The sequence below is a fragment of the Achromobacter aegrifaciens genome, from assembly GCF_902859735.1.
Lineage (GTDB): Bacteria > Pseudomonadota > Gammaproteobacteria > Burkholderiales > Burkholderiaceae_B > Achromobacter > Achromobacter aegrifaciens.
Window position 1 is genome coordinate 298,151 of record NZ_CADIJY010000003.1, and the last position, 12,459, is coordinate 310,609.

A 12,459-nucleotide genomic window follows, 5' to 3' on the forward strand; every position below is an offset into this window, starting at 1 on the left:
CTAGGCGCCCGCCCGGGCGCGGGCATGCTCCCGCAGGATTTCCAGCAGCCGCTGCGTCAGCGGCGACTGGTAGCTATTGCGCCGCGTCAGCACGCCGATCTGCCGATGCCATGTCATGTCGTCCAGAGGCAGGATGCTCAGGCCCTGGCCGGCATGCGCGGACAGGGTGATTTCGCTTACCAGAGTCAGCAGGTCCGTGCTGTGCAGGATGCCCAGCAATCCCGATACCGACGCGTTGGATTCGATCGTCACGTTGGGCGGCGCCGACCCGTGTTGCTCGAACTTGGCTTCCAGCCAGCGCCGTGATGCCGCCTGCGGTCCCGGCAGCATCCACTGGCACCCCGCCAGATCGGCAAAGCGGATCTTGCGGCGGCCCAGCAAAGGATGGCCCGGACGCACGGCAACGAAAAGCTTGTCTGCGAACAAGGGTTCCCGCTCGAATTCCGCCGCGGAGGCGGATTCGAAGAGCGAACTGATGGCGAAGTCCAGGTCTCCCTGCCGTAACGCTGGAATCAAGGCATCGTTCAGGCTGACCATGACCTGGACCTTGGCGGCGGGTCGTTGCGCCAGCAGTTCGATGCAGGCCGGATTGAAGAACGATTCCGCGAGCAGCGGCGTGACGCCGACGCGCAGCAAGCCGATGCTTCCGCGGTGCAGGTCACCCGCTTCCTGCATGGCGTCGTCGAGTTCCCGCCTTGCCTGCATCGAGCGTTGATAGAACGCGCGTCCTGGAATTGTCAGCTCCATGCCCTTGGGCGTGCGGACAAAGAGCTGCAGTTTCAGTTCTTCTTCCAGGCGCCGGATGCCCTTGGTCAGTGCAGGCTGGCTGACGCCTATGCCGTCGGCGGCCCGGCCGACATGGCCCAGCCGCGCGACCGCCAGGAAATAGTCCAGATCTTCCAGCCTCATGATTCCGCCAGGTTATTGAAAACGAAGAAAAGATAATTGCGAGGATGCCGGGCGCTGTCAAGCTGGGGACTACTCAAAGGAGACGACATGGCCCAAGACGACAAACAGGCGCTGACCGGCCTGCGCACCCGGTTGCAGCAGTACCTGCAGGACGAACTCATACCGCTGGAACAGTCGCTCGGCCTGGGGTACGAGGACAAGTTCGGGCGCGACCTGGTGCAGTCCGTGTGGAAACGATGCCGGGCGCTGGGATTCTATGGAGCGCAACTGCCGCGCGAGCTGGGCGGGCAGGGGCTGTCCTACCGCGACCTGTGCGTGCTCAAGGACGACGTCGCGGCATCCGGCGCCATCCTGTTCCCCCATGTGCTGGGGGATTGGGGCGGTCCTTCGCGCATCGGCAACCTGGTCCAGTATGCGACCCCGTACCAGCACGACCGCTACATCATGCCCGTGGTCAACGCCGAGCGCGGCGCCTGCTTCGCCATGACCGAGCCGCAGTCGGGCTCCGACGCTACCCGCTTGCAGACCGTCGCGGTGGCCGACGGCGACGATTACATCGTGACCGGGGTCAAGCACTACATTACCGCCTCGACGTTCGCCGATTTCGCCATCACCATGTGCGTCACCGATCCTGACCGGGGCGCGGAAGGCATATCCGCGATTTTCATCGATCTGGACAGCCCCGGCGTACGGCTGGTGCACGATTGCGTGCCGATGACAGGCCAGTATGTCGATGCGGACATCGTGCTGGATCAGGTCCGGGTGCCGAAGAAGAACCTGATCGGCAAGGAAGGGCAGGGTTTCAAGATCGCCATGAACCGCGTCAGCGTAAACCGCCTGCTGCATTGCCCGACCATGATAGGCCTGGCGCGCCAGGCTTTCAGGCTGGCTGTGGACTACGCCAAGCACCGTCAGCAGTTTGGCGGCCCCATCAGCCGCTTCCAGGCCATCCAGCACATGCTGGCCGACATGGCGACGGCCCTCTATGCCTGCGAACAGATGGTGCTTGCCACGGCAGAGCGTGCCGACTCGGGCGAGGACGTGCGCGATGCGGCGTCGATGTGCAAGCTGTTCGTGTCCGAGCGTTGCTTCGAAATTGCCGACAAGGCCATGCAGATCCATGGAAACGTGGGAGTGACGAAGAACCATCCGGTGGAGTTCATCTTCCGCCGCCTGCGCCTGTACCGCATCGTCACTGGAACCAGCGAAATCCAGCGCAATACCATCGCAAAGGGGATACTCGCATGAGCGCCGGCGCAGAGCAGGGGGCGGCGGGCTACCTGAGCGGCATGTCTGTGCTCGACCTGGGCCAACTGCACCCTGGGCCGTACACCGCCATGTTGCTGGGACAGTTGGGGGCGACCGTGATCAAGGTGGAAAAGCCGCAGGGCGACACCGCTCGCCAGTTGGGAGCCGAGACCTTCGCCAAGTACAACCGGGGCAAGCAGTCCATCTGCCTCGATCTGAAGCGCGAAGAAGACAAGCGCGTCCTGCTGCAACTGGTGGCAGGCAGCGACGTCGTGGTGGAGGGTTTCAGGCCTGGCGTAATGGCCAATCTGGGACTGGACTACACGCAATTGGCGCGCGTCAATCCGCGGGTGGTGCTGTGTTCGATTTCGGGATTCGGGCAGACAGGGCCCTATGCGCAACGGCCCGGCCATGACGTGAATTACATGGCCCTGGCCGGATACTGGGCCGTGCCGTCGCAGGTGCGCGATGTCATGGCGCGGCCGCGATTGCGTCTGTCGGATTACTGCGCAGCCATGCACGCCGCGCTCGCGATACTGGCTGCCGTGCAGGACGCGCGCGAGTCCGGCGTGGGGCAGCATTTGGACGTGTCAATCCATGACACCATGACGGCATGGATGGCCCCTGCATTGCAGGCGATGAACGGTCCCGCTGGCCCGGAGGTGGCGCATCTGCCGCATGTCATGCCTGACAACGACGTCTTCGAGACGGCGGACGGCCGGCATCTTGCGCTCGGCATTCTGGAGGAATCGTTCTGGCGCAACCTTTGCGTGGCGCTGGCCCCGGTCTGCCCGGATCTGAACGCGCCGGGCTACCAGACGAGGGCGGGGCGGATGCGCGAAAAGCGGGTCTTGAACGATCGACTGCGTGAATTGTTCAAGAGCCGCAGCCTGGCGGATTGGGAACGCCTGTTCGACGGTCACGATATCCCCTGGGCGCCAGTACTGCGGCACGATGAAGTGTTCGAGGACCCGCACGTCAGACATCGCGGGGTCGTTGCCGATACGCCGGCAGGACGCGTGGTGGGCTTCCCGGTGAAGTTCTCCAAACCCCTGCCGTCGATGGCGCGGGAGGTCCCCGGCCTGGACCAGCATCGCGCACAGATCCTGGCGCGTTTGCGCGCCCAGGCGTCCTGAACGCCCCTGGCGCACCCATTGCACTTGCGTCGACCGTACCTATTGCAGCCGCCTGTCGCTTCCTACACTTCCTCCTGAAGCCTTATTTTGCGCAGCCTGGCTGCAAGGGAGGGAGTAGTGAGCGGAACGGTTTACCTGGTTGGCGCCGGTCCGGGCGATCCCGAATTGCTGACGGTGCGCGCCTCGCGGCTATTGCAGCAGGCCGATGCCGTGGTCTGCGACAGGCTGGTAGGCGGCGGCATCCTGCCCCTCATCAATCCCGCCGCGCAGTTCCATGACGTAGGCAAGATGGCGGGCGACTGCCGCCACCGGCAGGAAGACATCCATCAGCTGCTGTTGGCGCTGGCGGGGTCTTGCTCCCGCGTCGTGCGCTTGAAGGGCGGCGATCCGTTCATTTTCGGGCGCGGCGGCGAGGAGCTGCTGTTCCTGTCGCGGCACGGCGTGCAGGTTGAGGTCGTGCCGGGCATCAGCGCCGCCAACGGCTGCGCGGCAGCGCTGGGCATACCCCTGACGCATCGGGGCGTGGCGGCCAGCGTGCGTTTCATCACGGGTCATCTGCGGGACGACGCCGGCCTTGAACTGGACTGGAGTTCGCTAGCCGATCCCACCTGTACCCTGGTGTTCTACATGGCGGTGGCCAACGCCGCCGAGATCGTCGCGTCCTTGCAGCGGCATGGGCGCGGCGGCGACACGCCGGCCGCGCTGGTTCATTCCGGCACCACCGAAGCCCAGGACTGGACGGTGGCCCCCTTGCGCCAGATTCCGCAGCTGGTGGCCGGCTTCAAGCCGCCCACGCTGCTGGTGGTCGGCGACGTGGTGCGACTGGCGCAGCGCGCCTGGTCCGCCGCCGCGGCGGGACAGCTGTTGTTGCGTGACGCGGCCGAGCCATGCGCCCCGGTCGCGGCCTGACATGCCTGGCGCTGGCCTGTTGCACGGGGCTGGGAGCGGCGGTGGGCCGGACGCAGGCGGCGCCGGACCTCGATCCCGTCGATCAGCAGCGACTCATACACCTGGTGCGGCAGGACTGCGGCTCCTGCCATGGATTGCGCCTGAATGGCGGCCTGGGGCCGGCGTTGACGCCGCAAGCGCTTGCTGGCAAGCCGCCGGCCTATCTCGAACAGGCGATTCTGCACGGGCTGCCCGGCACCGCCATGCCCGGGTGGCGCGGCATGCTTGCGCCCGACGAAGCCGCCTGGATCGCCGCGCGGCTGCTCAAGGGCTTTCCAGAGGAATAAAACGTTCATGAAACTGCGTTTCCTGTTCGTCCTGGCCGCCGTTGTGCTGGCCGGCTGCGCCGCGGCCACCGACCCGCGCGGCACCAACGACCTGGGCATGGTGATAGAGCGTGCCGACGGCGCCGTCTCCATCGTCGAAACCAGCGGACAGACCCGGCTGGCGCGGGTCGAAGGGCTGGGCGACCTTTCCCATGCGCACATCGCCTATTCCCGCGATGGCCGCTACGGCTACGTCTTCGGCCGGGACGGCGGGCTGACCAAGGTGGATCTGCTGCGGAAACGCGTGGACCGTCGCAGCATCCAGTCCGGCAATGCGATCGGCGGCGCCATTTCGCAGGACGGGCGGCTGATCGTGGTGCAGAACTACACGCCCGGCGGCATCAAGGTCTTCGACGCTGTGACCTTGCGCCAGATCAGCGAAGTGCCCGCCGAGTATGCGCCGGGCAGGCGCTCCAAGGTCGTCGGCCTGGCGGACCTGCCTGGACAGAAGTTCGCCTACGCGCTGTTCGACGCGGGCGAGATCTGGATCACGGATCTGTCGGACCCCGCCCGGCCGTCCACACAACGCCACAAGGCCGGTCGCCAGCCCTACGACGCGCTGGTCACCCCGGACGGCCGCTATTACATCGCCGGGTTGTTCGGCGAGGATGCGCTGGCCATGATGGACCTCTGGCATCCGGAGGCCGGCGTGCGCAAGATCCTGCAGGGCTATGGGCGCGGCGAGGAAGCGTTGCCGGTCTACAAGATGCCCCACCTGCGAGGCTGGAGCGCGGCGGGCGGACGCCTGTTCCTGCCCGCCATCGGCAGGCACGAGGTGCTGGTGGTGGATACCGCCACCTGGCAGGAGACCGGCCGCATCGCCACGCTGGGCCAGCCGGTGTTCGTCATGGCGCAGCCCGATGGCCGCCGCGTCTGGGTCAACTTTGCGGTGCCGGACAACGGCCAGGTACAGGTCATCGACACCGAAACCCTGGCCGTGGTCCGGACGCTGGCACCTGGCCGCGGCGTGTTGCACATGGAATTCACGCCGCGAGGAGAGGCGGTATGGCTGTCGGCGCGCGACGATGACCGGGTGGTGGTGTATGACACCCGGACGCTGCAACGCGGCGCCACGCTGGACATTCCCAAGCCCAGCGGCATTTTCTTCACCAACAGGAGCGGCCGCATTGGCTTCTGAACTGTCCGATTCCGATCTGCGTCTGCTCGATGGCTGGCAGCGGGACTTTCCGCTGGTCTCGCGGCCCTATGCCTTGCTGGCCGAGCGCGTCGGCCTGGATGAAGACACGGTGCTGGCGCGCTTTCAGCGGTGGCAGCGCGAGGGGCTCGTGAGCCGTGTCGGTCCGGTGCTGCACCAGTCCTGCTTTGCCAGCGCGCTGGTCGGCATGCACGTGCCGTCCGCCCGCCTGGATCAGGTTGCCGCCTACGTCAGCAGCCTGCCACAGGTCAATCACAACTACGAGCGCGAACATGCCTTGAACTTGTGGTTCGTCGCCGCCTGCCGCAAGCCTGGCGCGTTGGCGCGCTTGCTGGCGCGGATCGCACAGGCCTCCGGCTGCGAGCCGCTGGCCTTGCCCATGGAGGCCGAGTACCACATCGACCTGGGTTTCAGTCTGAGCGCGCCACAACAACGCACGACGCCGCAGCGCAGCGGCGGACGAGCCGTGCTGCCACCCGCCGGCAGCGCGCAAGAGACCTTGCTCCATGCCGTGCAGGATGGGTTGGACCTTTGCGCGCACCCCTATCGCCGGTTGGGACTACTTGCGGGGCTGGATGAGGACGAGACGCTGCACCTGCTGGAGCGCTGGCAGCGCGCAGGCCTGTTCCGCCGTTTCGGCGTGGTGCTGAGACATCGCCAGCTGGGCTTTCGCGCCAATGCGATGTGCGTCTGGAACGTGGACGACACGCGGGTGGATGCGCTGGGGCAGCGGCTTGGCGCCGAGCCCGGCGTCACGCTTTGCTACCGGCGCACGCGGCGCTTGCCGCAATGGCCCTACAACCTCTTCTGCATGATCCACGGCAAGGAGCGGAAAGCGGTGCAGGCGCTGCGCAATGCCATCGCCGGCCGTCTTGGACTTGATGCCTGGCCGCATGCGGTGCTGTTCTCGACCAGATGTTTCAAGCAGCGCGGTGCGAGGTTCGTGCCGGAAGAGGCGACGCATGGTTAGGTCCAAGGACATTGCCGCGGGCATGCCGCTGGGCTTGGACGCTGCCGACCGCAAGCTGATCAACCGCCTGCAGGGCGGCTTTCCGATCAGCCCGCGTCCGTTCGCGGACGTCGCGCGGGCGCTGGGGCTGGACGAAGACGCCGTGATCGCGCGGGTAGCCCGCTTGCGCGAGTGCGGCGCGCTGAGCCGTTTCGGCCCGTTGTTCCAGATCGAGCGCGCCGGCGGCGCGTACTGCCTGGCGGCGATGGCCGTGCCGCAGGCGCAATGGGAGCGGGTCGTGGCCCTGGTCAACCGCCGGGTCGAAGTGGCGCACAACTACCGCCGCGAGCATGCGTTGAACATGTGGTTCGTGCTGGCGGCGGCTGATCCCGCCGAAGTTGCCGCCTGTTTGCGCGCCATTGAGCAGGAGACGGGCCTGCCCGTGCTGGCGTTTCCGAAGGAGCGCGAGTACTTCCTTGAAATGAAGCTGGAGGTCTGAGATGGACGCAGCCGGCCTGACTCCGTTCGAACTGTCCCTGGTCCGCGCCACGCAGGAGGGGCTGCCGATCCGGCGGGATCCATACCGGGCCGTGGCCGCGCGGCTGGGCGTCACCGAAGCCGAGGTGATGGCGCAGTTGCGCGACATGCTCGCGCGCGGCGTGATACGGCGCATCGGCGTGGTACCCAACCACTACGCGCTCGGATTCGTGGCCAACGCCATGTCGGTCTGGGACGTGGAAGACGGTCAGGCCGACGCTGTGGGAGCCTGGTTGGGTCAGCGCGCGGACGTGAGCCATTGCTACCGGCGTCCCCGGCATCCGCCGCTGTGGCGCTACAACCTCTACGCCATGCTGCACGGGACCGATCGCGCGGCGGTGCTGGCGCGCATCGATGACGTCGCCGAGGCTTTGCACGTGCGCTTTCCGGACGCCCTGCGTGCGCACGACGCGCTGTTTTCCTCGGCAATCCTGAAAAAGACTGGCCTGCGCCTGAAAGAAGGCCAGGGGCCGGCAGCATAGCGAGGAATTCCGCATGTTCCGCATCTCTGCCTTCGTGTCTGAACTGCTGCGTCCCACGCCGCTTGCGCCGCGCCGTGGGGCGGCCGGACCCGTGGTGATCTGGAACCTGATCCGGCGCTGCAACCTGCATTGCCGGCATTGCTACTCCGCTTCGGTCGACAAGGATTTCGCCGGCGAATTGGACTACGCCGAGGTCTGCGCAGTCATGGACGATCTGCATGCCTACGGTGTGAGGGCGCTGATCCTGTCTGGCGGCGAACCGCTGTTGCGGCCGGACATTTTCGATATTGCGCGCCGGGCCAAGGCCATGGGCTTCTACGTGGGCCTGTCGTCCAACGGCACCCTGATAGACCGGCGCAACATCGAGTCCATCGCCGGTTGCGGCTTCGACTATGTAGGTATTTCGCTGGACGGCCTGGGCGCGACGCACGACCGCTTCCGGGGCGAGGCGGGCGCGTTCGATGCCTCGCTGGCAGGCATCCGGCTGTGCAGGGACCGCGGCCTTAAGGTCGGCATCCGCTACACCCTGACCCAGGGCAACGCCGACGATCTTCCCGGGCTGCTGGCATTGCTGGACGCCGAGAATGTCGACCGCTTCTACTTTTCACACTTGAACTACGCCGGCCGCGGCGGCCGCAACCGGGGCGAGGACAGCCATCACCGCATGACGCGCGCGGCCATGGAGCGGATCTTCGAAACCTGCCTGGAACAAGCCGCGGCCGGCAGACCGCGTGAGTTCACGTCCGGCAACAACGATGCCGACGGCGTGTTCTTCCTGCACTGGGTGCGTCGCCGGTTCCCGCAGAGCGCGCCGCATATCGAGGCCAGGCTGCGCCTGTGGGGCGGCAACGCCAGCGGCATGAACGTCGCGAACATCGACAATCGCGGCAATGTCCATGCCGACACCATGTGGTGGCACTACACTCTGGGAAATGTGCGCTTGCGGCCCTTTTCGGAGATCTGGTCGGATCCCGCCGAACCCTTGCTCAAGCTGCTGCGGCTGCGGCCGCGGCCCGTCAAGGGACGCTGCGCCAGCTGCGCCCACCTGGACATCTGCAACGGCAACACCCGCATCCGTGCGCAGAAGCAGTCGGGCGACCTCTGGGCCGAGGATCCCGGCTGTTATCTGACCGAAGACGAGACAGGAGTGTGAATGGAATTCCCGCCCAACCCGGTGGATGCAGAAGACGCGCCGCTGCAGCGCGCCTGGCAGCTGTTCGATGAGTACAACCGGCGCGATCCCAATCTGGTCGCCTGGAATGGCGCGATGCAGCCGCGCGAATGGCTGCACGCCCAATTCCTCCACGCCTGGGTGACGAAGCTGGCCCCGCAGGCCGGCTCTGCCTTGCGGCTGGCCGCCCGCTGCCAGCACATCGGCCGCTGGGAGGTCCCGCGCGAGGCCTGTCCGGCCGGCAGGGCTGGCTATCTGCAATGGCGCAATACGCTCAAGGAGCATCACGCGGACGTCGCCGCAAGGCTGTTAGCCAGCGCAGGCCATGACGCGCAAACCATGCAGGCGGTGCTGAAGATCGTGCGCAAGCAGGGCATCAAGCGCGATGCCGACGTCCAATGCATGGAGAACGCGCTGTGCCTGGTGTTTTTGGAGCACCAGTACGAGGAATTCTGCGAACGCTATCCGGACAAGGTCGTCGCGGTGTTGCAGAAGACCTGGCACAAGATGGACGAAGCCGGCAGGCAGGCGGCTGCGTCGCTGTCCTTCAGCGAGCGGGGCCAGGCTTATCTGGCGGCTGCGCTGGCGGGTGGCGAGGAAGCGGGGACCTGACTTCCTGATCGCGGCGCTGCTCCGGGGCCGGACGTTCACAGGACGTTGCATGCCACGCCGCAAGCCGATATTCGTCGCGCCAGCAGCTTCGCGTCATGCGCGGTTCCCAGCAGCAGGACGGCGCGCTGGCCCGCCTGCACCTGGCGGGCCAGCCAGTCCAGTCCCTCGCCTGCGGCCACGGCCGGATCAGGCTGCAGGCCCGGGCCTTTCAGCTCGATTCTCGCCGCGTCCCGCCGTGCCTTGTCCAATATGGCCGGATTGACCGCCGGCACGTGCGCGACCAGGTCGGCCTGGTTCAGCAGGCGCAAGGCGCGCAGGGTCAACAGATCGGCGGGGCCGTCGGCGGCTGCCAGTATCGTCGCGCTGCCTGTGCGGGGCAGGGTATCGGCCTGCATCGCGGCTTCGAGGGCCAGACCGGCCTGCCTGCCGTCGCCGGCCGCCAGCAACGAGGGCAGCGGGCCGTCCAGCATCCAGTCGTAGAAGTCGCGACGTTGCTCCAGGTCGCGGAAGCGCGCAACGATGCGGTTGCGATAGCGTGCCGCGAGCCGCGCCAGATCTCCCGTGCTTTCGTCGAGCAAGGCTTCGAGCCGTTCGCGGATGCGCCGCGCCAGCACGGGCGCACAGCCTCCTGAAGAAATCGCCACCACCAGCGGAGAACGGTCCAGGATGGCGGGCACTTGTATCGTCGAAAGAACGGGATCGTCGACCACGTTGCAGGGAATGCGGCGCGCAAGCGCCGCCGCGGCAACCGCCTGGTTCGTGCCGCCGTGATCGGTCGCGGCCACCGCCAGCCAGGCGCCGTCCAGGCAGGCCGGCGAGAAGACGTCCGGCATATGCTGGAACTGGTCCTGGTCCGCGGCTGCGCGCAGCCAGGGCGTCAGGGCCGGCGCCGCCACGGCAACGGCGGCGCCGGCCCTGAGCAGCAGCCTGATCTTGCGTTCGGCCACGGCCCCGCCGCCCACCACGACCACCCGCCGGCCGGCCAGGTTGAAGTACACCGGGAAGAGCATCGCGGATGGCGCGTTCATGGCGGCCTGCTCCCTTACTTGCGGCTGGAGAAGTACTGGGCCAGTTCCTGGATGGCTTCGGGGCTCAAGGGCTCGGCCATCGAACTCATGACCGGGTCATTGCGCTCCCGGGTCTTGAAGGCATTGAGCTGTTTGACCAGGTACTCCATCTTCTGCCCTGCAAGATTGGGGTACAGGCCGACGGCGCTGATGCCGTCCGCGCCATGGCAGGAGGCGCATAGCGGCAGCATGGCGGAGACGCGGGGCGAGAGCGTGTCGGGATTGCCGCCGGCGACCAGGGCGGGCTGCCCGTCGGCGGCCAGCGCGTGCGCGGCGGCCTGGGACAGCAGCAGTGCCGTGAGTATGCGGAATAGCGTTTTCATATGTGGGTTCCTCGGCTCAGAATTTGCGCGTTTCGGACAGGCCGATGGTCAGCCAGCGGGTGCGGGCGCGGGAAAAAATGCCCGAGGGGCTTTCCATCTTGTGCTCCGCCACCAGCTCCAGGGTCTTGCTGTCGTAGATCTTGATGCGGTCGCCCCAGTAGCCCGAGCTGACATAGAGGTAATTGCCGGTGCGGTTGTAGTCGGGGAAGAAGGCATGCCCGCCCACGTCCAGCGTCTTGGCCACTTCCAGCGTGTTCTTGTCGATCAGCTGGATCCAGGCCGCGCGCTTGTCCTTGTCGACGATGTCCACCGCCACGTAGGGCGCGTTCGGATGCGCGGCGGGCGATTCGGTGGCTCCGGCCACCGGGATCTGCTTGACCACGGAAAAGTCCTTGGTGTCCCAGACCGTGACCACGGAGCCCTTTGCGCAGGTGCCGATGTTGGTGCCGAAGGCCAGGAAGCGGCCGTTGACTTCGGTCACCGCGCCCGATCCGACGTGAGGCTGGCAGCCGGCGGGTATGTCGCGCACCACCTTGTCGTCCTTGAAGTCGATCGCGACGATCTTGTTGTCGTCATAGGACGCGACCATGGAGTAGCGCCCGTCGGGCGTGAGGAAGGTGTCATGCAGCATGCGGCCGACCTTGGTCAGCTTGGTCACGGGCATGTCGGGCTTGTCGGGGTCGATGATCCAGATCTGGCCAGCCTGGCGCAGCGTCAGCGCGAACTTATTGTTGATCCGGCTGCCGATGACGGGCCCGCCGGCCGATTTGACGAACTTGCCGTCCGGATCTTCGCCCTCAAGGTCCATGTACTTGACCGGTTCCAGCGTGTCCGCCTTCAGGATGGCGACGCTCTTGGGCACGAACGAACTGATGGCCAGCCACTTGCCGTCGTTGGACAGGGCGATACCGGGGCCGGTCAGGCCGACCTTGGCCTTGCGCACGATCTGCAGCGAGTACAGGTCGATCTTGTAGACCATGCCATCGTCGCTCTTGAGCCAGGCCCAGCGTTCCGCCACGGGGCTGAAATCCATGATGTGCGGCGCCACCGGCGTGGCGACCTCGCCGACCACCTTGTTGGTCTTGCCGTCCAGGAACACGGTGCGCGCATTGTTGCCCGCGTCGCCGCGCCCATAGCGTCCGCGCGCCATGACCACCATCAGGTCGTAGACGGTGTCGATGGCGTAGGTCGGCTTGGCGGGCAGGGTGGCTTCGTCGACCACCACCTGCACGCTGGCGCGGATCTGGTCCAGCCCCCATTTGGGATCGTCCGCCGTCTGCGTCTTGATGAGCCGGGCCAGCGCCCGGATCTCTTCGTCGGACAGGCGACCCACGAAGGGCGGCATCAGCGTGTCGGGGATGCCGGTCATGATGGTGCCGCGCAGCGCCGCCTCGCTCTGGACCAGGCGGTCGCTGGTCAGGCCCGGCGCGATGTAGCCGCCGCGGTCGGCGCCATGACAGACGGCGCAGTTCTGCTGGAACAGCTGATTCGCCTTGAGGTACTCCCCGGTCGGCGCACTCCAGGCGGCGCCGGCCGAGACGAACAGCAAGGCCGCACTCAATAGCTTGATGTGCATGTCGATCTCTCCCGTAAGG

14 protein-coding genes are annotated in these 12,459 nt (G+C 66.6%); 10 read left to right on the forward strand and 4 right to left on the reverse strand.

From position 1 onward, the window contains the following. Window positions 1-909, reverse strand: coding sequence for a LysR family transcriptional regulator (locus HV766_RS11390; protein ID WP_119450841.1), 909 nt, complete (start codon window positions 907-909; stop codon window positions 1-3). Window positions 910-996: 87 nt separating this feature from the next. Between HV766_RS11390 and HV766_RS11395 the strand changes: the two genes are divergently transcribed. From HV766_RS11395 to HV766_RS11440, 10 genes are all read left to right on the forward strand, one after another. Next, window positions 997-2,157 (forward strand): acyl-CoA dehydrogenase family protein, encoded by a 1,161-nt coding sequence (locus HV766_RS11395; protein ID WP_175181165.1) that lies wholly within the window; start codon window positions 997-999, stop codon window positions 2,155-2,157. Next, window positions 2,154-3,293 carry a CaiB/BaiF CoA transferase family protein gene (locus HV766_RS11400; RefSeq protein ID WP_175181166.1) on the forward strand — a complete coding sequence of 380 codons (1,140 nt, stop codon included), beginning with the start codon at window positions 2,154-2,156 and terminating at the stop codon, window positions 3,291-3,293. Before HV766_RS11395 ends, HV766_RS11400 begins: the two co-directional genes overlap by 4 nt. A gap of 117 nt (window positions 3,294-3,410) precedes the next feature. Then, window positions 3,411-4,202, forward strand: a complete 792-nt coding sequence (gene cobA / locus HV766_RS11405; RefSeq protein ID WP_175181167.1) for a uroporphyrinogen-III C-methyltransferase — start codon at window positions 3,411-3,413, stop codon at window positions 4,200-4,202. Beyond that, the gene (locus HV766_RS11410) at window positions 4,181-4,528 is read left to right on the forward strand and encodes a c-type cytochrome (protein ID WP_082400648.1); all 348 of its coding nucleotides are present in this window, start codon (window positions 4,181-4,183) and stop codon (window positions 4,526-4,528) included. Before cobA ends, HV766_RS11410 begins: the two co-directional genes overlap by 22 nt. A gap of 7 nt (window positions 4,529-4,535) precedes the next feature. Beyond that, entirely contained in the window at window positions 4,536-5,705 is a 1,170-nt protein-coding gene (locus HV766_RS11415) for a cytochrome D1 domain-containing protein (RefSeq protein WP_175181168.1), read from the forward strand. Continuing rightward, window positions 5,695-6,693, forward strand: coding sequence for a siroheme decarboxylase subunit beta (gene ahbB, locus HV766_RS11420; RefSeq protein ID WP_217472152.1), 999 nt, complete (start codon window positions 5,695-5,697; stop codon window positions 6,691-6,693). Before HV766_RS11415 ends, ahbB (HV766_RS11420) begins: the two co-directional genes overlap by 11 nt. Further along, window positions 6,686-7,171: an Lrp/AsnC family transcriptional regulator gene (locus HV766_RS11425; RefSeq protein ID WP_175181170.1), complete on the forward strand. Its 486-nt coding sequence runs from the start codon at window positions 6,686-6,688 to the stop codon at window positions 7,169-7,171. Before ahbB (HV766_RS11420) ends, HV766_RS11425 begins: the two co-directional genes overlap by 8 nt. A gap of 1 nt (window position 7,172) precedes the next feature. After that, window positions 7,173-7,691 (forward strand): siroheme decarboxylase subunit beta, encoded by a 519-nt coding sequence (ahbB, locus tag HV766_RS11430; protein ID WP_175181171.1) that lies wholly within the window; start codon window positions 7,173-7,175, stop codon window positions 7,689-7,691. A 13-nt stretch (window positions 7,692-7,704) separates the two neighbouring features. Next, entirely contained in the window at window positions 7,705-8,844 is a 1,140-nt protein-coding gene (gene nirJ, locus HV766_RS11435) for a heme d1 biosynthesis radical SAM protein NirJ (RefSeq protein ID WP_175159506.1), read from the forward strand. After that, entirely contained in the window at window positions 8,845-9,474 is a 630-nt protein-coding gene (locus HV766_RS11440; RefSeq protein WP_054450225.1) for a DUF4202 domain-containing protein, read from the forward strand. It abuts the gene before it with no gap. A gap of 35 nt (window positions 9,475-9,509) precedes the next feature. Here the strand turns inward: HV766_RS11440 and HV766_RS11445 are convergent, their stop codons facing one another. The 3 genes from HV766_RS11445 to HV766_RS11455 are packed head-to-tail and all read right to left on the reverse strand — an operon-like array spanning window position 9,510 to window position 12,440. Then, window positions 9,510-10,502, reverse strand: coding sequence for a precorrin-2 dehydrogenase/sirohydrochlorin ferrochelatase family protein (locus tag HV766_RS11445; protein ID WP_217472153.1), 993 nt, complete (start codon window positions 10,500-10,502; stop codon window positions 9,510-9,512). A 14-nt stretch (window positions 10,503-10,516) separates the two neighbouring features. After that, window positions 10,517-10,864, reverse strand: a complete 348-nt coding sequence (locus HV766_RS11450) for a c-type cytochrome (protein WP_054450228.1) — start codon at window positions 10,862-10,864, stop codon at window positions 10,517-10,519. A 16-nt stretch (window positions 10,865-10,880) separates the two neighbouring features. Then, a complete protein-coding gene (locus HV766_RS11455; protein WP_175181172.1) occupies window positions 10,881-12,440 on the reverse strand; it encodes a nitrite reductase in 1,560 nt (519 codons plus the stop codon). Window positions 12,441-12,459: the final 19 nt, after the last annotated feature.